The following is a 22,383-nucleotide window of genomic DNA, read 5'->3' on the forward strand; positions in this document are numbered from 1 at the left end:
TAAATTTTTTAATACTTAGATTAGTTGCAATTTAAGAGACCAGAAATGGTCAGTGCTTGACACTGGAATAACGTCCTCCTTTGTTATCCCAGTGCCCAGACACTGGGATGGCTTTGTTGCATAGCAACTGAAAAATCTGGTGGCTACTGACAAAATTCATTATAAAATAGCCATTTAACCTTGAAAGAAAAAATATGCCACAAAAAATGAGGGTCAGTAACCATAGCGAATATAACAAATTTCTAGAAAAAAGAGGAAATATTTTTCATTATATCAACGAAGCCATAGAAAAGTGGTACGAGAATGGTCCAAAAATACCAGGTGGCAACAATATTTATAGCGATAAAGTTGTAATTTTGGTGCACATAATAACTTGTTTATTTAGAATAGGCCTGAGGCAAACAGTTGGGTTTATAGCAGGATACCTTGAGCAAATTGGGAAAAATTTGCAAGTTATCAGCTATTCACAATCATCAAGAAGGTTTAAGAAACTCAATATTAAGATCAATGATTGCAGAAAATAATATGGAAGATATCGAAATTGCTATAGACAGTACAGGAATTAGTATATACAACAACACTCCTGGTCATAGCAAAGAAAATAGCGAAGATAGAAAGTATCGCAGCTATGAACAGACAAGAAAATTGCATGTAATGTTGAATACAAACAGCAAAAAAGCCATAGCTGTAAAATACAGTAACGGTGTCTACTCTGATCACTATGGAGCTTGTGATTTGCTAAAAGAAGTCGATTTTCAGTATGTCATAAAAGTACTATATGCAGATAGGGCATATGACAGAGAAAAGCTCTATAAGCTGTGTAATCAATATGGTATAAAAACGAAAATTCCTCCGAAAAACAACGCAGCAGAGCATCCAAAATTGGATTATATGCTTGATAGAAATGCCGCTATTCAGTTAATGAAATTACATGGTGAGAATGGTATAAAAAGATGGAAAGAAGAAGTAAATTACGGAAAAAGATCGTATATTGAAGGATTTTTCTCAAGGTTGAAGCGAATATTTGGGTTTAGTTTTAGGAGCAAATCTGAAATTAATCGTGAGAAGGAACTGCTACTCAAGTGTTATTTGCTTAACAAATTTACTGAAATAGGCATGGCTAAGTTTGAGATAGCTTCATGAATTTATTGTACGTTACCTACTATCCGAAGAGCGATGCAACAAAGCCCACTGGGATCCAGAAATTCTTAAACTGAATTCTATATAGAACCTCAGAACAAAAATAAAAAATGGGTAGCACAATACTGCCAAGAAATTTCTACGAACGCCCAACTTTGGTTGTAGCCGGGGAGTTACTAGGAAAGATGCTGAAATTTTCTAACTTTAGTGGAATAATAACCGAAGTTGAAGCCTATATAGGAATGAATGACCCAGCTTGTCATGCGGCAAGAGGCTATACTAATCGAACCTCAGTAATGTTTGGTGTGCCGGGGTTTTCGTACGTATATTTTATATATGGAATGTACTACTGTTTAAACATTGTAACAGAAGCAGAAGGGTTCCCAGCAGCAGTGTTAATACGGGGATTAAAGCTTATTGAACCACTTGAAGCAAATTTAGGTGGACCAGGAATATTGTGCAAAAGATTAAATATTACAAAAGAACATAACAAACAGGACCTTACTATAAGCCACGAATTTTGTGTTTATGAATCCCACCTCAAACCAGGTTATATTTGCACTCCGAGAATCGGAATTAGTAAAGGCCAAGAGAAATTTTGGCGGTTTAAGATTTTCTAAACTTAAGACCTTGCGTAGACTATTTGCCAATCGGATAATCACCAGTGAAACAAGCATCACAATATTGTGGTGTAGCATTGTTACGCACCTCTCCTTTAACAGCCTGATATAGTCCATCAATACTCAAGAAGGCTAGGCTATCTACTCCTATAATTTCCTTAATTTCCTCTACAGATTTATTTGCAGCAATTAAATCTTTGCACTCTGGCGTATCTATTCCATAAAAACAAGAATGCTTAATTGGTGGGCTTGAAATTTTGAGGTGAATCTCTTTTACTCCTGCATCCTTTAGCATAACTATTATATTTGTTAACGTACTACCACGCACTATACTATCATCTATTAAAATTATGTTTTTACCTTTCAAAGTGTGCTTATTAGCATTGAATTTTAATTTTATTCTAACTTTACGTACTTCAGCGGTTGGTTGTATAAAAGTTCTTCCTATGTAATGATTACGAATTATTCCCAGTTCCATAGGTAACCCTGAATGCTTTGCATATCCAATAGCTGCAGGTATTCCAGAATCAGGTATTGGTACAATCATATCCACATTGTTTTTTGGTGGACTTTCCTTCGCAAGTATTCTTCCTATTTCTTTTCTTGTATCGTATATAGACCTATTCTCCATTATGCTGTCTGGTCTCGAAAAGTAAACGTATTCAAAAATACAAAAACTTGATTTTTGCTGTGGGAAAGGAAACATTGAGGCTAGCTTACTATCCAAACTGATGGTAACTAATTCGCCTGGTTCTATTTCTCTAACAAACTCTGCATTTACTATATCAAGAGCACAAGTTTCAGATGCAAGAACGTAAGAACCGTTTAACTTTCCTAAAACAAGAGGCCTGATTCCAGATGGATCACGTACTCCAATAACTACTTCTTGATTGATTGCCACAAAAGAATAAGCACCTTGTATTTGCTTTAATGCATATATAAAACTCTCTAAGAAGCTATCTTTTTCACCGCTTGCTGTCAGATGTACTACTACTTCTGTGTCAATATCTGACTGAAAAACACACTCTTGTTTAATTAATTGTTCGCGTATCGGAGAAATATTAATTAAATTACCATTATGTGCTATGGCAAAATCCCCAAATTTGCCACTTTTGCCAAACATGGGCTGCACTCCAAATTTACTACCACTTGTTGAGTATCGAACATGACCTATTGCACAATCTCCAGGTAAGGATTTCTTTATTTCATCTATATCATCAAATACGCTGCTCACTTGACCTTGAAAGTGATAAGAGTGCAGCTTATCGTTGTTACTGGTTGCTACGCCAAAAGACTCTTGACCTCTATGCTGCAAAGCGTGGAGAGCAAGTATAGAGTTAAAAGCAGCACTTTGGTTGCAACTTATACCAAATACCCCACACTCCTCACGCATTTCATCTAGCATAAAAACTATTAAGTAAAATTTAATTTTACTTTAGCATAGGTAAAATACAAGCATTTTGTTGTTCATCTGCTTTTATTGCCAGCAATAATCCTATGCATATTAAGCTTGCGGCAGTTGTACTTCCTCCATAGGACAGAAATGGCAATGGGTCGCCTATCACAGGTAAGAGGCCCATTGTCATTCCGATGTTTATAAAGAAATGAGCACTAAAAAAGGAGAAAATGCCGATAGATACCGACTTAGAAAAATAATTTTTCGACCTATAAGCGATAGAGAAAATTATTCCAAGTAATGAGGTATAAAGCAAAATTAAAGCCATGCTACCTAAAAAGCCCCACTCCTCACTCAGCACTGCAAAAGCAAAATCCGTACGTTTCTCCGGCAAAAATCCAAGTTGAGTTTGACTTCCGTTAACAAAGCCCTTACCAAGTAAACCTCCTGAACCAATAGCTATCTGAGATTGCTGCGCATTATAACCTATTCCAAGTGGATCCACTGATGAATCCAAAAATGACAATATCCTTTGCTTGTGATAAGGACGTAAAAAAGGCCAAATAGCTGGTACTGCAAAAATGCCAAGCGTTCCACATATTATCGAATGAGATCTTTTTATTATTGCTGTGAATATAATTGACATCCCTATAAATAACATTATCATAGCTGTGCCTAAATTAGGTTGCTTTAACACCAAGAACACGGGTAAGAAAATAATTATAAGTGCCTTAAGCAATCTTTTAAATTCCATCATTTTATATACACTCTGCTTATCAAAATAGCGAGCAAGCGCAAGTATTAAGCCTACTTTTGCAAATTCTGATGGTTGCAAACTAATTGATCCAATTCTTATCCACCTTGTTGCACCCATTATGTGTGAGCCAAAAAAATTTACTGCTAATAGTGAAATCGCTGCTGCTATATAAAAAAAGTAGGCGTACTTCAAATAAAAATCTAGCTCTATGAATGACATAGCTATAGCGAGTAGGAAAAAGAAGGAAAATATGACCAGTTGGTGAATCGCAAATGGCACCCACTTTCCTCCAGCAGAAGAGTATTGAACAACAATGCCAACGCAAAACAGCGCTATCACGTTAATGACTAATAACCAATGAATCTTCTTCAGCCTACCCACAATAAAGACCTTATAACCTTAAAGTATAGTAAAATATGAAACAAAGATAAAAATCAAAAAACCAACTTCTCAACTACTAACCGAATTGGAGTGCTATATATTCCAGTTACTACTGTTAAAGCTGCCATAAACAATAGACAGAAAAGCATAGGAAATGGCACATCATTAATTTTGCCTAGTGTCATTCTAGTGCGTGACGTTGCATCATTTTCAAAATACATTTTCTCTACCATCTTCCACATGTATATTAGTGCGAGAAAAGAACCGGCAGCAAAAGCTATCAGGGAAATCCACGCGCGAGATTCGATAATTGCTTTCATTATATACCACTTGCTTACAAAGCCATTTGTTAAAGGCACACCGATTAATGCTAAACTGAGTAGAGTGAACGCAAGTGCTGTATAAGGCATTGATTTCTTGAGTCCCGATAAATTCTCTATTTTTGTTGTATCAAATTTGTAAGAAATACATCCTGCAGCCATAAATAAAGATGTTTTTATTATGCTGTGGTTTACTATGTGAAGAATTGCTGCAAATACACCTGTTTTTGAGTTAAAACTCAGTGCTAAAATTATATAACCAATTTGGCTAATACTAGAGTGAGCAAGCAGTCTTTTTATGTCTTTTGCGGTTATTGCAAATATCGACCCAAATACAATAGCGCAAAGTGCGAGGATAATTATCACATTGTCCAGTAGCGGCTTAAACAAGAAAAAATTTTGATGAAAAACAGTATAAAAGATCCTGATGAAAACATATATCATCACTTTTGTCACTGTGCCTGAAAAGAATATGCTAATGAAACTTGGCGCCTCACTATATGCATTAACCAGCCACCTGCTTAATGGAAACAGTGCCATTTTGATTGAGAGACCAACAAAAATGAACAACGTGCCAAGTTTTATGATGTTGTTACCGTATAATGGAACTATTCTTTCAGCCATGTCAGACATATTGAGCGTTCCAGTCATTGAATACAAGAGCCCGATGCCAAATAAATAAAATGTTGCACCTATTGTTCCACTAATTAGATATTCAAATGCTGCAACCAAGGCTTTTTTATCCCTTCCCATTGAAACTAATACATAAGAAGAAAGAGATGAAATTTCCAAGAAAACGTAAAGGTTAAATATGTCGTTTGTTACTAGAATCCCGAGCAGTCCGCTTAAGCACAGTAGAAATAGAGAGTAAAAACCAGTGATTTTGTTTTTGCTAATCTCTTTTTCGTTAATATAAAAGCTATAAAGCACACTAATCAGCGCTATAAAATTCACTAGGGTTAGAATTAAGGAATTTAACACGTCGATTCTTAACTCTATTCCATACGGAGGAGCCCAATTTCCAAGGTGATAAGTTATAATTTCACCTTTATATGTTTTAATGAGTAGTATTGATGAAATGATAAGAGTGATTGTTATTGCAATAAAAGAAATAAACCAAGATACCTTGTGTTTCTTGGCAAGAAAGCAAAACATTGATGCAATTATTGGGATAATAACTTGTAAGATTGGTAATTGCATTAAATTGTTGTTAATATATCGTTAAAGTATTAGTATATATAATACTTTTTGTTTTAATACCCTTATGTTATCTAAAATTTGTAATGCAATAAAACGCCTATTACGAAGAGAAGATAAATTTGTAGGAAGAGATGAAAATGGAAATTCTTACTATGAATCAAGTAAAGGAAAAAGGTGGGTTATGTATAGCAGTGTTTCTGAGCCTACAACAGTGCCTCCGGAATGGCATATATGGCTTCACTATACTGATAATGTAGTACCAGTTAATAATAAAAAAAGAAAAGTAAAACATACTCCTAATTTAACGGGTACAAAAAATGCATACTATCCAAACCAAAAAGTGAAAAATTACTATAAAAGCTGGAGTCCTGATAACTAAAGATGCGAAGGTCAAATATACTTGAAATAACCGCTGGATTATTTGTATTAATTTTTACTATTTTTCTGATTTTCTTTGCTATTGATAAGCTATCTTACATAAAGAAAAACTATAAGGATTGCTATAAAATATATGGTCTTTTTGCTAACGCTAACGGTATAGGAGTTGGTGATAGTGTCAAGATCTCTGGTGTAGATGTTGGAAGCATAACTGGTGTATCACTTGACAAAGCTACCTACGTAGCACGAATCGATATGTGTATAAGCAAAGACATAAAATTGCCAATTGATAGTTCAGCTCTGATCACTAGCAGTGGAGTTGTTGGCAGTAAATTTGTTAATATATCACCTGGATCAGATATTAAACTAATCTTGCATGGTGGTAAAATAGAGTATACTCAAGCTGAAGCAAATATGGGTGGAATAATGGACAGAATTCTTGGTATGTTTATAAAGTGAAAATGGCAGGATTCCAAGTATATCCGTTCAGGTAAAGCCTCCTGTAGTTCTAAAGTATTTTAGGAGTTTGCCTTATTTCTTGCCTTTTCTACCGCTTGCTTTGGGGTTTATAGTATAGAAAGTGCCTTAACAGTTGCAGTGCATGTCTATTAATGATAAAATGAAGATTAATTCATTTTGATATTATGATTGGTTTACTGTTTTCCGTACTATTGTTCCTCTGTGGTAGTGATGCACTTGCAAAACAGGAGCCACGTTCAATAGCTGGAGATAATCACATAAAGGTAATAAATTATAACCCACAGGCTATACATAAGTATACGGGTTTTTATGGTTATCAGTCCAGTATATTGTTTGAACCAGGGGAGGTAATACAAAACCTTTCAATGGGTGATTCAACTGGTTGGCAACTCCTTCCTCAAGGTAACAGATTGTTTATTAAGCCTATAGATGATATTGCCGATACCAACGCAACTATAATTACCAATAAAAGAGTTTATTACTTTGAACTTCATGCTGAAGAAGCAACTGGACTAGATGATCCAAGATTAGCATATGAAGTAAGGTTTCTTTATCCACTATTTAGCAGTGATGAGATTTACACAACAAATAACGGTGATATCCTCGAACAAGCTAGTCATACCATTATTCCTGATATAAACGATATTGAAGTTGTAAAGAAGGGTTTAAATTTTAATTATTCCATCTCGCACGTTAAAGGCAGTCAGTCAATAATACCAATCAAGGTTTTTGATGATGGAAAATTTACATATCTACAATTCAATAAAATAAACTCTGATTTCCCGGCAGTTTTTATGGTTGATTCTGCAGGATATGAGTCTTTAGTAAATTTCCGTACAGTTGACACCTATCTGATAATCGAAAGGGTAAGTTCAGTATTTACCTTAAGGAATGGATCGAGTACAGTTTGCCTATTTAATGAAAACATGCCTTTCAAAAAAGGTAAGTGATTACTATCTAAAGGCTATAATGCCCGAGATATGGGTGCAAAGTTTTTTCTATGATGTTCTGTGATTCCATAAAGGCCAATAGCGTTAAGGTGCTCTTTTGTCCCATATCCTTTATTTTTATACCAATTATATTCAGGATGCTTATTGTGCAATTCTTGCATAAGCCGATCTCTCGTAACTTTTGCAACGATTGAAGCTGCTGCAATTGATGTACTCAAATTATCACCATTTACTATGGATTTCACTTGCCATTTCACTTCAGGTGGTTGATTACCATCAACTAGCACATAATCTAACTCTAGGTCCAAGTCTATCAACGCACGTTTCATTGAAAGTTTTGTTGCTTGCAAGATATTGTATGAATTTATTTCTTCTACACTTGCCATTCCTATACCAAATTTTGCAACGGATATTATTTTTTCATATAGGACTTGCCTACATTGAGGAGTCAACTTTTTCGAGTCGTTGATTCCATCAATAATTGTATTTCTATCAATAAACACTACGGCTGCGGATATTACTGGACCAGCTAGCGGACCTCTTCCAACTTCATCCACTCCTGCTATCACTCCTGATAATTTATTTTCTAATGTAAAGTCTGGGTATTTCATGGGTTTTTATAATAAGAAAGTTATAGTAAAAACTGAACAGATAATAGAAATTATCCAAAATTTCATAACGATTGCATTTTCTGACCATCCCTTCTTCTCAAAGTGATGATGTATTGGTGCCATAAGAAAAACTCTTTTTCCTTCTCCATATTTAAACTTTGTATATTTAAAATATGATATCTGAATAATAACAGATAGAGTCTCTATTACAAAGATTATTCCAATAATGGCAAAAAGCATTTCTCTTTTAATTAGGACACTAGTTAACCCTAAAGCCGCACCTACCGACAAGCTACCAACATCACCCATAAATATTTTTGCTGGATGTGTGTTAAACCACAAGAAACTTAGAATAGCTCCTATAAATGCAATGCAGAATAAAGTAATATTCATATCTGCCTGAGTTATATATGCAATTAGCCCCAAAAAAGCAAAGGAAGTGATAACTTGAGTTGCAGCAAGGCCATCCAAACCATCTGTGAGATTCACAGCATTAGAAGAGCCGACAATTACAAACGCAGCAAACGGAACATATAGATAGCCAAAATCTATTATTACTCCTTTAAATAGGGACGTTTTTGTAAAACCTTCAGCAGAGTATAGCTTAAGTATAAACACACCAACCAGAGCAACAATAAACTGAATAAGTATTTTGGTTTTTGCACTTAAACCTCGATAGTGATTTGTCTTCAATTTTAAATAATCATCAATAAATCCAAGTAGAGCAAAAAATAGAGTTATCAATATCAGCAGCAAAATTTCTGGTGTTAACTGAGCCCAGAGTAAAATTGGTAATAAAGAAGAAATCAGTATTATTATTCCGCCCATAGGTGGTACATTCTTTTTTGTTATTAAATGACTTTCTGGTCCACATGATCTAATTGGTTGCCCATCTTTGCTTATTTTTTTTAGAAGCTTTATAAAATAGGGAAAAAGAATAAACCCAAAAACAAATGAGGTAAAAAATACTTTTGTAGCTAAGATCATCTGCTTACTTAAATTGACTAAGTGTCATACCACCTATAGCTAATAAAGTCAACTTCTGTCATCCTATAGCCTGACCCACAACTGTACGAACATTGTGATTTGGGCCCATCAGTAGGGTGTCATCCCAGTCTGGAATCCACAACTGTACGAACGTTGTAGTTTGGACCACCAGTGGGGTGTCATCCCAGTGCCCAGACACTGTTTCTATGCAACTTAATTAAAAACGTTTGTTTTAGTGTAAGACAATTACCTTTAGCTTATCAGCTCAGTTATAAGCAAAATTTCTGGATTACAGACTGGAATGACACCATTTGCTGTGCAATTTACCTTCAAAAATGAATGTTCGTACAGTTGTGAACCTGTGGCAGGTATTACATAAGAGCATTTCCCTCTTCTAAATTAAAACGCACTTTTGCCTCCTTTGCAGTCTATACTTTAGATGTATTTAATTTACAAATACTAATTATTTATTAATAATGGTGATATGTAAATATAGTTATAAAATAATTGTTACACTTGAATTCCTTCCTGGTTTCTGTTGTTATCAGAACATTTAAAACACTTTAAGAAAGCTGCTTAGTTAAATTAACTTAGACAAGTAAATAGCAGTTTTGCAGCCTGTTTTTATGAATGATGATAAAATGTTGTAGCCAAATGCGCTTTCAGCATTGTGCTGAATTGCAATATCTTTGTGCTCTAACTCCTCGTCGCGAAATTTACTTATAGTTTCTCTTAATTCCCCATCTTCTAAATGTGAAACTTGCTCTTTGTAGTGCTCCCCGATAACTTCTTCAACTGCAGCAGTGCAAGCCATAGCAGCTTTTTTGCCCATAATGGCAGTTGCAACGCCAAGCGACACTCCTAAAACACGCCAAACAGGCAACAAAACAGTAGGACGAACTTTTTGCTCTTTGATTTTCTCATTAAAATAGTGAAAATGCTTTTTTTCCTGCTCTTCCATTTCAATTATTTCATTGATTATAGAAGATTTCTTAAGAATAAATTTTTGACCAGAATAAATGCAAATAGCTCCATATTCTCCAGCGTGATCTACTCTAATTGCCTGTTGCAAGAACTGATTGTTGCTGTACCTTAAATTATTTAGATTTCTTTCTTTCTCCACAATACACCTTACCTGATACGAACAGAGCTACTATGAGATAAATTAGATTCCATGTTGCTAAGGAAACACCTAGAACGTAATGAGGTCTGTCACAAGATGGAGAGTAATTAGGATTTAGTAGATTATTTCTGAGCTCTTCTATACTAACGTTACCACTTGCTTGCTCTGTACAACCCAAAACATCATGAAATAAGTGGAGTTCAAGACCTACATGATAAAAAGATATTACTGCACCTATGAGGTAGCTGCAAAACATTGCATAGATTAGAATTTTGTTGTCTTTAAGCATGCACGCTACTGCAAGTAATCCGGCGATATAGTAAACTATTCGCTCGTATGTACATAACTTGCATGGCAGCATGTTGAAAAAATATTCTAGCACATATGCAAAAATTAGAGCAGCGGCACTCGACAGCAGAAAGATTGCAGGAATTCTGGAATTATTACACATAACTTTAAGTAAATTACCCCTGAAAGTATAAAGCAGAGTATTCATTTTACATAGGGATTTTTATTTTTTTTCAAAAGCAATCTAACTGGCACACCGTCTGCAAAGAAATTTTTTCTGAGATCGTTAATTAAATAGCGTTTGTAACTTTCATCAACACTTTCAGGTATGTTACATATCAAAGAAAAAGCTGGAGGTTTAGTACCAATTTGAGCGATATACTTCATTTTAACTGCTTTGCCTTTTACAAGAGGGTGAGAATGTTTTCCTACAGCATCTATGAGCCACTTATTCAGTTTTGCAGTGCTGATCTTCTTGTTCAAGGATTCACTCACTTCAAGACACTTATCTATCACATCACCGCAGCGCATGCCTTTTAACGCAGAAATTGTTATAGTTGGCACTTCCAAGAATAACCTGGTTACTTCCTGTTGTTTGACAAATTTTATTAACCTGCTTCTGTCATCCTTACCTATTAAATCCCACTTATTTAAAACAACAATAATCCCTTTCCCTCCCTTAATTGCAGCTTCACCAATTGATAAATCCTGCTGCTCAATACCAACTAGGGAGTCTAGCATTAAAACTACCACATGAGAGCGCTTGATTGATTCCATGCTTTTCTCAACAAATCTTGATTCTAAGCCATCTACAACATTCGCCTTTCTGCGGATTCCGGCAGTGTCAATTAGAGTAATTAACTCTCCATCATGATCATATGTAATATCCACAGAATCACGTGTGGTACCTGGCTCTGAACTTGTTATTAGTCTGTTTTCTGCAAGTAAACCATTTAAAAAAGTTGATTTTCCAACATTCGGACGGCCGATGATCGCGATCCTCAGCCTACTCAGTTCATTGTTAGGTAACTCAGTGTTCTCGTTAAAATTTTCAATAACACCAGCTAATGCATCATAAAGATCAACCATGCCAAGATTATGCTCGGCAGAGATATACACCGGGCCAAGAAAATCAAAAAACTGCAAATAATCAACATTTTCGGATTTATGACTCTCGCATTTATTTGCTACTAGTATTACAGGTTTATTTATTTTTCTCTTCAGCCACTTTGCAAACTCTTCATTTCGCTCATTTTGCACTTTTGCATCAACAAGAAAGAAAATTATGTTTGAATTGGATAAAGAAAATTCGATTTGTTCAATAACTTGTAGTGAAAAATTAGTTTGGTCGTTCCATCCTCCTGTATCTATAACTTTAAACTCCAAATCGCTAATTCTCCCCATCCCCTCTCGCCTATCCCTTGTCACTCCTGGAATGTTACTCACTACTGCTGCTTTTCTTCCTACTAATCTGTTGAATAGGGTCGATTTTCCAGCATTTGGTAGGCCTACTATGGCGATTTTTAGCATAATTCAAGGGCATGTTCTATATGAAGTAAATTATAACCGAAACTTTTCAATTTAACTATTGACTTCGTAGATTATATAAGCATACTACAGTTAGAATTTTTTATTTCGTTATGTAAAATATGGGGTAGTTATGCTAGTGTCAGAGCAAATAGAGAGTGTAGATAGAGAAGAATTAAAGCAACAAAATCATATACATAAAGATACAGAGTGTTCGGAAGAGACGACAATATATGGGCATATTAATCAACATATGGAAAAAAACATCTCAAATACATTGCATGAAATATATGATGCTCTTATGTCATATAACGAATCGGAACAGTCAATGACGTCAACTTAAGAACTTTCATTAGCAAACTCTCCTAAAGACATGATGGCGTTTAGGCTTATCTACTTTATTGCGGCTGTCCCGGTCGGATTTTAACTTTAGCGCGTATACTTAAAAAGGGCTTGAAAGTTTTTTGGTGCAATAAGTACCTGATAGAGTTTCTGTCTCATTACACTAAATAAAACTGAAAAATTTAAACGATACTCAGTAATTTGATCTGGGTTCCAAGGCCCTTGTGCATCACATATATGAAGCGATAATATATTGCACATGACCAAGTTTGCCCAAAATTCTTGTAATACAGCCTCTCCAGAAAAATTCTCTAACTCTGCTCCTACTTTGAGTCGTTTCCTCTATGTGCCACCTTAACACATAAGCTTTGCTCCAAAGTCTCGGTCAAAAACTCTGTTTCTCAGTTGGCTAATGTCAGCACTATAACTCTTACTTTCTGTCCTTTCATTTTATTTTTTAGCTTTTCATTTTCTAATATAAAATCAAAATCTAATTCGCCAGCGTTCCCATAGCTTACTATAATTTCTTTTTTGCAAGCGAAAAATAAAATCTACTTCCAAATCATAATGCTGCTGAATGAATTTTACTGAAGACGATCATAGATAAATAATAATTTCTCTTGATTTAATAAACGCATTTGAGTGATAACTTCGGGTAATTGCTCTGCCGCCAACGTTTGTTCACCTATATTCCAAGCTGCAAGACGAGCACTACAAATCAGCGAAGTACACAAATCAACAAACAAATTGCCAATGGTGCCTGTTGTTCCATTTGGTTCAAACTCGGATACAATTTCCCCAGAGCTGGGTAATCTCATACCAGAACCATCTGCTGCAATAAGTCTATAGCCTCTCCAACTCAGGTTCATCCTGATAGGCTGTTTGGATGCTTAAATTCTTGAAAGCCTGTATGGCAAATCTTATACCTTGCTTTAGAAAAAGCTTGCTTTGAGGGTACATGTCAATGGCTCCATAAGTTCACATTCTATTCCCAAACTTTTTTTAACTAAGAGGTTGTCCGGAAACAAGTAAAAGGCTATAATATCTGAAATTTTAGTACGGGGTAAAGATGAGAAAAAAGTATCCAACAGATCTAAGCGAAAGGGAATGGGCAAGAATAGAAAAACACTTCAGAGTATCATACAAGAAAGGAGGAAGGCCGCCAAAGTATAGCAAAAGAGAAATATTAGAAGCAATTTTCTATGTATTGCGTACAGGGTGTCAATGGCGGTATTTACCAAATGATTTTCCGCTATGGAAGACTGTGTATGAGCAGTTCAGGCAATGGAAGAAGCAGGGAATTTTTGAGAAAATGAATTATGAAATTACAAAATATAGTAGAAGAAAAATAGGAAGGAATGAGCAGCCGAGTGCCTGTATAGTAGATAGTCAATCTGTAAAGACTACAGAAAAGGGGGGATCAAAGGCTATGATGGAAGTAAAAAAGTAAAGGGTAGAAAAAGGCATATAATTACAGACACTCAGGGTTTTATACTAGGTTGTTACGTAGGCGCTGCTAACGAAAATGATAGAGATGGTATTAAAATAGCATTAAACAATATGAGAACAAAATATACTAAAGTTAAAAAAATGTGGGCTGACATGGGATACCAAGGAAGAAATTTAAAGAATCACACAAAGGAAGAATATGACATAGATATTGAAATTGTTACAAGGCCTCCATGTAGATTTTGGGTGCACAAAGATACGCCACCTGAGCTACTACCAACAAGAGAACAAGGGTTTAAAGTACAGCCAAGAAGATGGGTTGTAGAAAGGACTTTTGCTTGGGTTAATAGGAATAGAAGGCTATCGAAGGAGTATGATTTACTCACAACATCCACTGAGAATTTCATATACCTAGCTATGAGTAGGGTTATGTTAAAGAGGGAATATGCTTGAATTTACTTGTTTCCGGACAACCTCTTAGTTGCAATTAAAAGCAGCTTAATCTCGCTTGTCAAGCGTTTAAAACATAAAAAACGCCAATATTTTAAAGCGGATAATAACCCCAGGGCTTCTTTTGCCTTTTTTTTCATTTGGTAAATTTCTTAAATATTTGTGGCTAAACGACAACCGTCATCCCGCTGCTTGTTAGCGGGATCTAGAGATACCGCGAATGAATCGCGGTATGACGTAGGACTGCTGTCATTCCAGTGCTCCTTTTTTTGTCATCCGAGTAGCTGACACTGGGATGGCTTTGTTGCATCGCTAGCTATGATGGATTAAAGATAAAAAAGATAGCGAATATCAGTAGCTTATTATTCTGGTATTTATAACAAGAACGGTCAGTGAATACCTAAATTTGAGTAAAAGAAATTTCACTACCACTCACTAATCTGGCTAAAATTCAAGAATTTCAATGCTTTAGCTATTTTCAATAGAATTAAATTTATTAATATAAATAACAAATTACTATTCTTAAATTTGATCAGATTGATTGCAAAAAAACAAGATTTTCAATAGTTTGCTTATAATCCTAACTATAGTTAGCCTTTCATAAGTAGCGATGCAACAAAGCCCACTGGGATCCAGGAAACTTAACTTTACACCAGGTGAATGTACAATAAGAACTGGATTCCAGACTGGAATGACACCGAAGGGGCTACTGGGATGACAGGAGAAAGAGGCACTGGAATGACAAAGAGGGTACTTGGATGACAGGAGGTAATGCAGGAAGTCTAATAGTGCAACAACACGGAACCCCAGGTCAGGCCTGCACCTATTGAAATCAGCAGTGCCAGGTTTCCTAATTTTATTTTTGATTTTTGTATTGCATAATCAAGTGCTAGTGGGATTGATGCTGCTGAGGTATTTGCATGTTGATCAACGGTATTAATCACTTTCTCTATAGGGAAATCTAACTTCTTTACTACTGCTTCAATAATACGAATATTTGCTTGATGGGGAATGAGCCAGTCAATATCAGTAATTTTCAAATTATTGCATTTCAGAGTTTCCTCTATTAAGGCTGTTAACTTATCCACTGCATGTTTAAACACTTCTCTTCCATTCATGTATATTTTTCCAGAATCACCAGTAGAGGATACCCCTCCGTTCGTACATAGTATGTCCAAATTGCCATCAGAGTGTAAGTTTGTTGATATGATGCCGCTTCTACCCATTTCTGATTTCATCACCACTGCACCAGCACCATCACCAAAGAGTATACAAGTTGATCTATCTTCCCAATCAACAATCCTAGACATTATTTCAGCACCTATAACTAGTGCATATTTAATGCTATTGTTAGATTTGATAAGCGAGTCTGCGATTGTAACTGCATATATAAAACCAGAGCATGCTGCTTGTACATCAAAAGCAAATGCGTTTTTACATTTTAACTTACTTTGTACAATCGTTGCACAGCTAGGAAAAGTTTTATCAGGCGTTGTTGTGGCAACTATGATTAAATCAATTTCATCTACTGAAATTTTAGCTTTTTCTATAGCACTTTTTGCTGCATTTACAGCTAGATCTGACGTTAGTTCTCCTTCATCTGCTATATGCCTTTGAACTATTCCTGTTCTCTGCCTTATCCATTCATCGCTCGTCTCAACTATCGATGCAATTTCGTTGTTACTCAACATTTTTCTTGGTAGGTAAGATCCAGTGCTTAATATGAAACTTTTATTCAATATGACTTACCCCGTTAATTATCTTTTGATTTAAATTTTCACTAATTGCATTCACTGTAAATTTTATGGCATGGGCAAAAGAAATAGCATCAGAATTTCCATGACTTTTAATGATGATACCATTCAGCCCTAAAAACATAGCTCCACTTCTAATTTTGGGATTAAAACGTGTTAAAGCTCTATTTAGTTTGGATTTTAACAACATACCAACAAGCATCTTTGTTGCCCATGAGCTCAGTACTTCCTGCTTTATTAGATTGATAAAAGTATTAGCGGTTGCCTCAGCCGTTTTGAGCATTACATTGCCAACAAAACCATCAGCAACAATCACATCTATATTGCCCTCTAAAAATTCACTTGCCTCTATATACCCTTTGAAATTAATGCCTGGAGCGTTTTTAAGCAACTCAAAAGCGCCGCGCACTGAGTCATTACCTTTAACTTCTTCTGTGCCGATATTTAGCAAAGCAACTTCAGGATTATCAATTTTTAGCGCTACTTTTGCAAATATATTTCCCATTAATGCAAATTGAAATAATGAGTCGGCATTACAATCGACATTTGCACCAAGGTCAAGCAAAGCAAAGCTTTTTGTTTTAGTTGGACAGATAGAGACAATAGCAGGACGATAAATGTTTGGTAATGTTCCTAAAATAAATCTGGAAATTGCCATCAATGCTCCGGTGTTGCCTGAAGACACCACTCCGAAAGCTTTACCTTCTTTCACTGCAACAATTGCAGCTTTCATACTTGAGTCTTTACGATGTCTCAGCGCAAAAGATGGCTTATCATTTGCAAGGACATTGTCAGAACAATGAGTAAATTCAGAATTGTTACTTACTTTTTTATATTTCAAAAGCAAAGGAGATACTTCTTCCTTATCTCCATAAATATGAAAAAAAACTTTAATGCCTGGGTCAACAAGGTTGTCTAAAAAAAAACCAGCACCCTGAATTACGGAAAGAGGCGCAAAATCGCCCCCCATAGCGTCAAGTGCAATAACTATATTATTATTGACCGTAGGTAACATATCATAATAGTCACTCCGCCTGTTGCTTAATGAAAACCCGTTTTCCTTTGTAACTGCCATCAACTGCTACGTTATGAGGCAACATGAATTCCCCAGTTGTTGAACACACCACAATATTCTTAGGCTGAATAGCATGATGAGAACGATGCATATTACGCCTTGACTTTGACTTTTTTCTTTTTGGAACTGCCAAAATTTCCTCCATTCTACTACAAAATACAATACATTAGTAACATGTTTTTTACAGGAAGTAAACAGGGATAGTAAAATAAGTAAGGTTTGCTTATGTAATTGAGTTCTATAGCTAAAGTGGCTCTACAATTTGAAAAACCGTCATTCCGCTACTCGTTAGCGGAATCTATACCGCGAATGAATTGCGGTATGACGTAGGGAAACCTTTCTTGGGTTAAGCTTTAAATTAAAACATCAAGTATATTGAACTTAAAACATATCTCAGCTATACTTTGCGATAAAGTTAATAAAAATTTTAATAAAATCAGTAACTCTAGCTAAAATGAATACAAAGTGAGCTTTTTTGATATAAATAGTGTTAGAATAATTGGTAGGTACTTTATCAATTTTTTGTTAAGGCTTGGTAGTGCATTCATATTTTTTATTCAATCTCTATACCACTGCCTTGTGCCACCATATTATTTTAGCAACATAGCAAGACAAATTATAGAGATAGGCTTTTTCTCTCTGCCAATTGTTGGGCTCACTGGAGTTTTTATAGGAGCGGCAATAGTTTTACAAAGTAGCTTGAGTGACCCATTAATTAACCAAGAACAGATAATACCCAAACTTGTTACGATCACTATCATTAAAGAGTTAGGACCAGTTTTGATCAGCTTAATAATGGTAGGAAAGGTTGGATCATCAGTTGCAGCAGAAATTGGTACGATGCGCATCACCGAGCAAATAGATGCCCTTACAACTTTGAACATCAACCCTTTCAAATATTTAATTGCACCAAGGATTTTAGCGTCAATCATAGTATTTCCCATACTTACAGTATGTGCAGATTTAATAGGAATATTTGGAGGATGTATCACTGCAGTCTTCGAATTTAACCACAATTTAAATATATACATTAAACACACAGCTCAGTTCTTTAATACGTATGATTTTATAACTGGGCTAATAAAAGCAACTGTATTTGGCGCCATAATTTCTGTCTCAAGCTGCTATTACGGTTACCATTGCAAAGAAGGTGCACGAGGAGTAGGTGTTGCTACAACATCAACTGTTGTTTTATCGTCCATACTGATCATTTTAGCAAACTACATGATTACTTTGATACATGCGTAACCCCATAATATCAATATTGAACTTAAGCTTATCTTTTGATGATAGGACAGTACTAAAAGATCTAAATTTTGATATATTAAAAGGGGAATCATTAGTCATACTTGGTGGCTCAGGAAGCGGCAAATCTGTATTAACAAAAACAATTATCGGCTTGCTTGCTCCAGACTCAGGGTCTGTTAAAATAAATAGTAAAAGCAAAAATAAATTTGGGGTTTTATTTCAAAATTCCGCTTTATTTGACTACGTTACAGTGTGGGAAAATATATCTTTTAATTATAAAAAGCGCTTTAATATCAGCAAAAAAGAGGCAAAACAGCTAGCAATCGAGAAGTTAAATGATGTTGGACTGGAGGAAAGCATAGCAGATATGTTTCCAATAGAGCTATCAGGTGGAATGAAAAAAAGAGTGGCACTTGCAAGGGCGATTGCACACAACCCAGAAATCATTATTTTGGATGAACCAACTTCAGGATTGGACCCAATTATGTCAGATATAGTAAACGAGATAATAATAAAATTATCTAGAGATCTTAACCCTACAATTATCACGATTACACATGATATTCATAGCGCATTTAAAATAGCTGATAAAATAGCAGTATTATATGAAGGGGAGATCATTTCCCATGGAACTGTTCAGGAAATACAAAATACTAATAACGAATATATAAAAAAATTCATTCATTATATATAGCTAAAGATATATACACTATTGCTAACAGTCATATTTTTAAGTTTTAACTTTGTAAAAGGTAGTGAACATTGGAATTCAGATTTTTTTCAAACTGGATCCTATAGCTAACACGTCATACCGCGATTCATTCGCGGTATCTCGGCATAGATTCCGCTAACTAGTAGCGGAATGACGAATTTGTCGTTTTTCAAATTGTCGTAAGTCAGTTTAGCTATATATAGGATGACAGAAATTGTTTGTATTAGCTATATTCAAAAGCTCTATTGATATTTTGCAATATTTGTGATAAAATAATAGCTTAAGGTTGAGAGTAAAAATTTATGAGTGAAGCTCAAGGTCCAAACATTGCAGAATGGCAAGCGCAGCAGCAACACCAAGAGGCTGCTGGTGAGAAAAGTGGTTTTGGTCTTGGTCATAGTGACTCTGTTTCAACAGTTGTCGATGGAATGAAATGGTTGTTCAACTTTCATGAAGGAGCAATTGCTGCTTATAGTAACGTGTTTGAAGGTTTGGTGAGTGGTAGTAGTCTAGTAACGCTGTTTGGAAAATCAGGTAATATGTTTGGCATAAAATTTCTTGAAGGCCTTGCAGAATATTTTTCAGGTGGAGGTGGGGAAGATATGCCATCAGAAGGAATGGATATGGCTCATGGTGATGAGGGACCTCACTCAGATGATTACCCTCATGCCAATAATGAAATAGCTCATAATGCTGATGGTTTGCAAGACATGCATGATGCAGGTGATCACCATGGTCAATCTTTTTCACCTGGTCCTTCACCATCTGTTGGTGATGACCACGGGCATGAACTTGGTTAAACGCTTAAAAACTGCTGAATAGTATGCGAGAAGGCCTAATAAGAAAAGTTGCTGTTGTTATAATTAACATGAGTTTGTCTTAGTGAAAAAGGTTTCAGTTTTAGGGTCAACAGGAAGTGTTGGAAAAAAGACTGTAGATTTGCTCTCAAAGAGAAAAGAAGAATACCAAGTGGAAGCACTAAGTGCCCATTCGAACTTTGCTCTACTGGCACACCAAGCAAAACTGCTAAATGCAAAATATGTTGCTATCTCCGATGAAAGGCTTTACAAAGATTTGAAAGAAAGTTTACTTGGTACAGATGTAAAAATAGCAATTGGTGCTACAAATATTGCTACCATACCTGTTGATCTCTCAGTTGTTGCAATAGTTGGCATTGCAGGCCTTGAGCCAGTTATGGAGGTTATAGAAAGCGGTACCAAAGTCATTGCATTGGCAAACAAAGAAAGCATTGTTTGCGGTGGAAAGTTATTACTCAAAAAAGCTAAAGAAAAAAATGTACAAATAATCCCTATTGACTCTGAGCACAATGCAATTTTTCAAATTTTGCAAAATGACGACAAATGCGTAGAAAAGATCATACTTACTGCTTCTGGTGGACCATTCTTAAATTATAGTTCTGAGCAATTAAGAAATGTCATGGTAGATCAGGCGCTTAGTCACCCCACTTGGAATATGGGAAAGAAAATCTCGGTTGATAGCGCAACAATGATGAATAAGGCACTAGAGATAATAGAAGCACATAACTTGTTTAACATCAGCCCGGATAAAATTGAAGCAATAGTGCATCCTGAGTCAATAGTACATGGAATTGTAACTTATAAGGATGGGTTCAACTTTGCTGTGCTTGCAGAGACTGACATGGCAATTCCCATTTCATATGCTTTGTCTTGGCCGGAAAGATCAGCTTTAAATTGTAGACTAGATTTAACAGAGCAAGGAAAATTGACCTTTCAAGAACCAGACCATAAACGTTTTCCTGCGCTAAAGCTTAGCATGGCAGTGTTAAACTCTTCTGCTCCACAAGCAAATAGTATTGTGCTCAATGCTGCAAATGAAATAGCTGTTAATGAATTTTTGAAGTCACGAATTGGCTTTTTAAAAATAGTAGAGATAGTGGAATCAACAATAGAAAGTTTTGATAGTTATACTGATATTAATTCACTATCTGATATAATAAATATTGATTGTGAAAGTCGTATTATTGCTAATAAAATTGTTGAAAGTAAAGTTGTTGCGTATAGCTAGAGTAATGTAACCAGACTGCATTCTGTGATTTTTTTTTAGCAAAGCACGATACACAATCGTCATTCCGCTACTAGTTAGCGGAATCTATGCCGAGATACCGCGAATGAATCGCGGTATGACGGTTCGCGGTGGTATGACGGTTAAGTAATTCGTCATCCCGCTACTTGTTAGCGGGATCTAGAGATACCGCGGCGGTATGACGGTTCGCGGCGGCATAGCTATCTTCAAAAATATGGTTGAATAATTGTGTGTATAATTATTAATATTTTTAAGCACTTTGGCTATGGCTTTATCTAAGTTTCTCGACCCTAAGCTGGATTTGACCTTCAAAAAAATATTTGGCACTGAAAAAAATAAGAATATTCTCATACATTTTTTGAATGATATTTTAGGGTTTACTGAGATAAATACTATACAAGAAGTGGAATTCCTCAGTACTATAATGGATCCTGAAATTGCATCTGATAAACAAAGTATAGTTGATGTTCTTTGCAGGGATTCTAGTGGGGCCAGGTATGTGATTGAAATGGTGCGACCTGAAAGTCTTCGGTCATATTGTTTAAAAGGAGAGGAATTCATTCAGAAAGAAACTGAAAGGATTCTAAAACTTATTAAACCAGATGTTTTGCCGTCTGAGTCTACGCATCAGTGCGAATCGGGCAACCGGTTGGTGCCAAGCGATGCGGACAATGAACCTCCTCTTGAAAAAGAAGATGCTCAATCGTGAGAGGGGCATAAACTGCAAGCATCATGTGGTTGGAGGGCTAGGCTAGTGGTATGGTGAACGTAAGTGAAGCTTTATAAGTACCGATACGATGAAAGAGCTAAAGATGCTGATAAGCTCTGACCAAAAGGTAATGTGACATTTTTCATTTCTAGATGTACGCAAATAATAACTCCACCGGTATAGAGAAGCCACCTAACCCACTATTGTATGACTGGAGAAACAGGGTAAGCCTGTATTTTCGCCTACATGGCAAGCAAACCGCAAGGAATGCTGATGGAAGTGCAGGTAAAGGAGAATGGAGAAAGCGAATGCCATTTTGTAACGAAATGGATAGAATTTGTAACATTAATTCGCGTGAAAACGAGCAGACTTCCGTTTGGTCCCTCGTGACAAGAAACTTTGTTAACCACTTAAGGTAGGAA

24 protein-coding genes and 2 pseudogenes are annotated in these 22,383 nt (G+C 35.7%); 14 read left to right on the forward strand and 12 right to left on the reverse strand.

Translation table 11 applies throughout. The features are described 5' to 3' along the window. Positions 1-194 precede the first annotated feature (194 nt). The 3 genes from AAGD74_RS06885 (at position 195) to AAGD74_RS06895 (ending at position 1,760) form a co-directional block, all read left to right on the forward strand. Entirely contained in the window at positions 195-524 is a 330-nt protein-coding gene (locus AAGD74_RS06885; protein WP_007548762.1) for a transposase, read from the forward strand. Beyond that, on the forward strand, positions 508-1,143 hold the full coding sequence (locus AAGD74_RS06890) for a transposase (protein ID WP_082246250.1): 636 nt from the start codon (positions 508-510) through the stop codon (positions 1,141-1,143). Before AAGD74_RS06885 ends, AAGD74_RS06890 begins: the two co-directional genes overlap by 17 nt. A 107-nt stretch (positions 1,144-1,250) precedes the next feature. After that, positions 1,251-1,760 carry a DNA-3-methyladenine glycosylase gene (locus AAGD74_RS06895; protein WP_236515117.1) on the forward strand — a complete coding sequence of 170 codons (510 nt, stop codon included), beginning with the start codon at positions 1,251-1,253 and terminating at the stop codon, positions 1,758-1,760. A gap of 19 nt (positions 1,761-1,779) precedes the next feature. Here AAGD74_RS06895 and purF read toward each other — a convergent pair whose 3' ends face one another. The 3 genes from purF to AAGD74_RS06910 are packed head-to-tail and all read right to left on the reverse strand — an operon-like array spanning position 1,780 to position 5,814. Next, positions 1,780-3,165 (reverse strand): amidophosphoribosyltransferase, encoded by a 1,386-nt coding sequence (gene purF, locus AAGD74_RS06900; protein WP_077188367.1) that lies wholly within the window; start codon positions 3,163-3,165, stop codon positions 1,780-1,782. A gap of 25 nt (positions 3,166-3,190) precedes the next feature. Next, positions 3,191-4,294 carry a rod shape-determining protein RodA gene (rodA, locus tag AAGD74_RS06905; protein WP_236515121.1) on the reverse strand — a complete coding sequence of 368 codons (1,104 nt, stop codon included), beginning with the start codon at positions 4,292-4,294 and terminating at the stop codon, positions 3,191-3,193. Positions 4,295-4,347: 53 nt separating this feature from the next. After that, positions 4,348-5,814, reverse strand: a complete 1,467-nt coding sequence (locus AAGD74_RS06910; RefSeq protein WP_341810639.1) for a proton-conducting transporter membrane subunit — start codon at positions 5,812-5,814, stop codon at positions 4,348-4,350. A 64-nt stretch (positions 5,815-5,878) separates the two neighbouring features. On the opposite strand from AAGD74_RS06910, the gene AAGD74_RS06915 reads away from it, so the two are divergent. The 3 genes from AAGD74_RS06915 to virB9 all read left to right on the forward strand — a co-directional run bounded on the left by AAGD74_RS06915 (position 5,879) and on the right by virB9 (position 7,622). Then, the gene (locus AAGD74_RS06915) at positions 5,879-6,193 is read left to right on the forward strand and encodes an NADH-ubiquinone oxidoreductase subunit NDUFA12 family protein (RefSeq protein ID WP_006280055.1); all 315 of its coding nucleotides are present in this window, start codon (positions 5,879-5,881) and stop codon (positions 6,191-6,193) included. Between the two features lie 2 nt (positions 6,194-6,195). Next, entirely contained in the window at positions 6,196-6,651 is a 456-nt protein-coding gene (gene mlaD / locus AAGD74_RS06920) for an outer membrane lipid asymmetry maintenance protein MlaD (RefSeq protein WP_006280054.1), read from the forward strand. Between the two features lie 185 nt (positions 6,652-6,836). After that, a complete protein-coding gene (virB9, locus tag AAGD74_RS06925; RefSeq protein WP_338482565.1) occupies positions 6,837-7,622 on the forward strand; it encodes a P-type conjugative transfer protein VirB9 in 786 nt (261 codons plus the stop codon). Positions 7,623-7,636: 14 nt separating this feature from the next. Here the strand turns inward: virB9 and AAGD74_RS06930 are convergent, their stop codons facing one another. The 5 genes from AAGD74_RS06930 to der all read right to left on the reverse strand — a co-directional run bounded on the left by AAGD74_RS06930 (position 7,637) and on the right by der (position 12,161). Continuing rightward, entirely contained in the window at positions 7,637-8,233 is a 597-nt protein-coding gene (locus AAGD74_RS06930) for a ribonuclease HII (RefSeq protein WP_015589381.1), read from the reverse strand. 6 nt (positions 8,234-8,239) lie between these two features. Further along, positions 8,240-9,220, reverse strand: a complete 981-nt coding sequence (gene mraY, locus AAGD74_RS06935) for a phospho-N-acetylmuramoyl-pentapeptide-transferase (protein ID WP_065094848.1) — start codon at positions 9,218-9,220, stop codon at positions 8,240-8,242. Positions 9,221-9,800: 580 nt separating this feature from the next. Next, positions 9,801-10,343: a demethoxyubiquinone hydroxylase family protein gene (locus AAGD74_RS06940; RefSeq protein ID WP_006279362.1), complete on the reverse strand. Its 543-nt coding sequence runs from the start codon at positions 10,341-10,343 to the stop codon at positions 9,801-9,803. Then, positions 10,318-10,839, reverse strand: coding sequence for a disulfide bond formation protein B (locus AAGD74_RS06945; RefSeq protein ID WP_077188363.1), 522 nt, complete (start codon positions 10,837-10,839; stop codon positions 10,318-10,320). Before AAGD74_RS06945 ends, AAGD74_RS06940 begins: the two co-directional genes overlap by 26 nt. Next, positions 10,836-12,161, reverse strand: coding sequence for a ribosome biogenesis GTPase Der (gene der, locus AAGD74_RS06950; protein WP_010963041.1), 1,326 nt, complete (start codon positions 12,159-12,161; stop codon positions 10,836-10,838). The genes AAGD74_RS06945 and der overlap by 4 nt, the downstream gene beginning before the upstream one ends. A 130-nt stretch (positions 12,162-12,291) precedes the next feature. On the opposite strand from der, the gene AAGD74_RS06955 reads away from it, so the two are divergent. Beyond that, positions 12,292-12,501 carry a hypothetical protein gene (locus AAGD74_RS06955; protein ID WP_015589377.1) on the forward strand — a complete coding sequence of 70 codons (210 nt, stop codon included), beginning with the start codon at positions 12,292-12,294 and terminating at the stop codon, positions 12,499-12,501. Positions 12,502-12,510: 9 nt separating this feature from the next. Here the strand turns inward: AAGD74_RS06955 and AAGD74_RS06960 are convergent. Continuing rightward, positions 12,511-13,510: pseudogene (locus AAGD74_RS06960) on the reverse strand (transposase); the annotation flags it as partial. A gap of 59 nt (positions 13,511-13,569) precedes the next feature. Here AAGD74_RS06960 and AAGD74_RS06965 point away from each other — a divergent pair. Next, positions 13,570-14,402, forward strand: a protein-coding gene (locus tag AAGD74_RS06965; protein WP_338482219.1) for an IS5-like element ISWpi1 family transposase whose coding sequence is annotated in 2 segments (ribosomal slippage) — positions 13,570-13,939 and positions 13,939-14,402 — 834 coding nt in all. Because the reading frame shifts where the segments join, the coding sequence is not laid out codon by codon here. A 779-nt stretch (positions 14,403-15,181) separates the two neighbouring features. On the opposite strand, the gene AAGD74_RS06970 is transcribed toward AAGD74_RS06965, so the two are convergent. The 3 genes from AAGD74_RS06970 to rpmF are packed head-to-tail and all read right to left on the reverse strand — an operon-like array spanning position 15,182 to position 17,361. Further along, positions 15,182-16,138, reverse strand: coding sequence for a beta-ketoacyl-ACP synthase III (locus AAGD74_RS06970; RefSeq protein ID WP_077188381.1), 957 nt, complete (start codon positions 16,136-16,138; stop codon positions 15,182-15,184). Next, complete coding sequence (gene plsX, locus AAGD74_RS06975; RefSeq protein ID WP_236515196.1) at positions 16,131-17,168, reverse strand: phosphate acyltransferase PlsX; 1,038 nt, start codon at positions 17,166-17,168, stop codon at positions 16,131-16,133. Before plsX ends, AAGD74_RS06970 begins: the two co-directional genes overlap by 8 nt. 10 nt (positions 17,169-17,178) lie before the next feature. Next, positions 17,179-17,361 carry a 50S ribosomal protein L32 gene (gene rpmF / locus AAGD74_RS06980; protein ID WP_065094662.1) on the reverse strand — a complete coding sequence of 61 codons (183 nt, stop codon included), beginning with the start codon at positions 17,359-17,361 and terminating at the stop codon, positions 17,179-17,181. A gap of 332 nt (positions 17,362-17,693) precedes the next feature. Between rpmF and AAGD74_RS06985 the strand changes: the two genes are divergently transcribed. The 6 genes and pseudogenes from AAGD74_RS06985 to AAGD74_RS07010 all read left to right on the forward strand — a co-directional run bounded on the left by AAGD74_RS06985 (position 17,694) and on the right by AAGD74_RS07010 (position 22,380). Next, complete coding sequence (locus tag AAGD74_RS06985) at positions 17,694-18,476, forward strand: MlaE family ABC transporter permease (protein ID WP_015589313.1); 783 nt, start codon at positions 17,694-17,696, stop codon at positions 18,474-18,476. After that, complete coding sequence (locus AAGD74_RS06990) at positions 18,469-19,170, forward strand: ABC transporter ATP-binding protein (protein ID WP_006279859.1); 702 nt, start codon at positions 18,469-18,471, stop codon at positions 19,168-19,170. The genes AAGD74_RS06985 and AAGD74_RS06990 overlap by 8 nt, the downstream gene beginning before the upstream one ends. Positions 19,171-19,490: 320 nt before the next feature. Beyond that, positions 19,491-19,988 carry a hypothetical protein gene (locus AAGD74_RS06995; protein ID WP_338482564.1) on the forward strand — a complete coding sequence of 166 codons (498 nt, stop codon included), beginning with the start codon at positions 19,491-19,493 and terminating at the stop codon, positions 19,986-19,988. A gap of 82 nt (positions 19,989-20,070) precedes the next feature. Beyond that, positions 20,071-21,234 carry a 1-deoxy-D-xylulose-5-phosphate reductoisomerase gene (dxr, locus tag AAGD74_RS07000; protein ID WP_077188384.1) on the forward strand — a complete coding sequence of 388 codons (1,164 nt, stop codon included), beginning with the start codon at positions 20,071-20,073 and terminating at the stop codon, positions 21,232-21,234. 283 nt (positions 21,235-21,517) lie between these two features. Next, a pseudogene (locus AAGD74_RS07005) lies at positions 21,518-21,763 on the forward strand (PD-(D/E)XK nuclease family transposase); the annotation flags it as partial. Positions 21,764-22,113: 350 nt separating this feature from the next. Then, positions 22,114-22,380 carry a hypothetical protein gene (locus tag AAGD74_RS07010; protein ID WP_338482311.1) on the forward strand — a complete coding sequence of 89 codons (267 nt, stop codon included), beginning with the start codon at positions 22,114-22,116 and terminating at the stop codon, positions 22,378-22,380. The last annotated feature ends 3 nt before the right edge of the window (positions 22,381-22,383 follow it).

The organism is Wolbachia endosymbiont (group A) of Campoletis raptor, assembly GCF_964026755.1.
Lineage (GTDB): Bacteria > Pseudomonadota > Alphaproteobacteria > Rickettsiales > Anaplasmataceae > Wolbachia > Wolbachia pipientis.

Excerpts from the sequence above, each read along its gene's own strand:
- purF (WP_077188367.1), bottom strand. The coding sequence starts at position 3,165 with ATGCTAGATGAAATGCGTGAGGAGTGTGGGGTATTTGGTATAAGTTGC.
- AAGD74_RS06995 (WP_338482564.1), top strand. The coding sequence starts at position 19,491 with ATGAGTGAAGCTCAAGGTCCAAACATTGCAGAATGGCAAGCGCAGCAG.
- mlaD (WP_006280054.1), top strand. The coding sequence starts at position 6,196 with ATGCGAAGGTCAAATATACTTGAAATAACCGCTGGATTATTTGTATTA.
- AAGD74_RS06930 (WP_015589381.1), bottom strand. The coding sequence starts at position 8,233 with ATGAAATACCCAGACTTTACATTAGAAAATAAATTATCAGGAGTGATA.
- mraY (WP_065094848.1), bottom strand. The coding sequence starts at position 9,220 with ATGATCTTAGCTACAAAAGTATTTTTTACCTCATTTGTTTTTGGGTTT.
- AAGD74_RS06915 (WP_006280055.1), top strand. The coding sequence starts at position 5,879 with ATGTTATCTAAAATTTGTAATGCAATAAAACGCCTATTACGAAGAGAA.
- AAGD74_RS06890 (WP_082246250.1), top strand. The coding sequence starts at position 508 with ATGATTGCAGAAAATAATATGGAAGATATCGAAATTGCTATAGACAGT.
- AAGD74_RS06895 (WP_236515117.1), top strand. The coding sequence starts at position 1,251 with ATGGGTAGCACAATACTGCCAAGAAATTTCTACGAACGCCCAACTTTG.
- virB9 (WP_338482565.1), top strand. The coding sequence starts at position 6,837 with ATGATTGGTTTACTGTTTTCCGTACTATTGTTCCTCTGTGGTAGTGAT.
- AAGD74_RS06945 (WP_077188363.1), bottom strand. The coding sequence starts at position 10,839 with ATGAATACTCTGCTTTATACTTTCAGGGGTAATTTACTTAAAGTTATG.
- AAGD74_RS06910 (WP_341810639.1), bottom strand. The coding sequence starts at position 5,814 with ATGCAATTACCAATCTTACAAGTTATTATCCCAATAATTGCATCAATG.
- AAGD74_RS06885 (WP_007548762.1), top strand. The coding sequence starts at position 195 with ATGCCACAAAAAATGAGGGTCAGTAACCATAGCGAATATAACAAATTT.
- AAGD74_RS06955 (WP_015589377.1), top strand. The coding sequence starts at position 12,292 with ATGCTAGTGTCAGAGCAAATAGAGAGTGTAGATAGAGAAGAATTAAAG.
- AAGD74_RS07010 (WP_338482311.1), top strand. The coding sequence starts at position 22,114 with ATGTACGCAAATAATAACTCCACCGGTATAGAGAAGCCACCTAACCCA.
- der (WP_010963041.1), bottom strand. The coding sequence starts at position 12,161 with ATGCTAAAAATCGCCATAGTAGGCCTACCAAATGCTGGAAAATCGACC.
- plsX (WP_236515196.1), bottom strand. The coding sequence starts at position 17,168 with ATGTTACCTACGGTCAATAATAATATAGTTATTGCACTTGACGCTATG.
- AAGD74_RS06990 (WP_006279859.1), top strand. The coding sequence starts at position 18,469 with ATGCGTAACCCCATAATATCAATATTGAACTTAAGCTTATCTTTTGAT.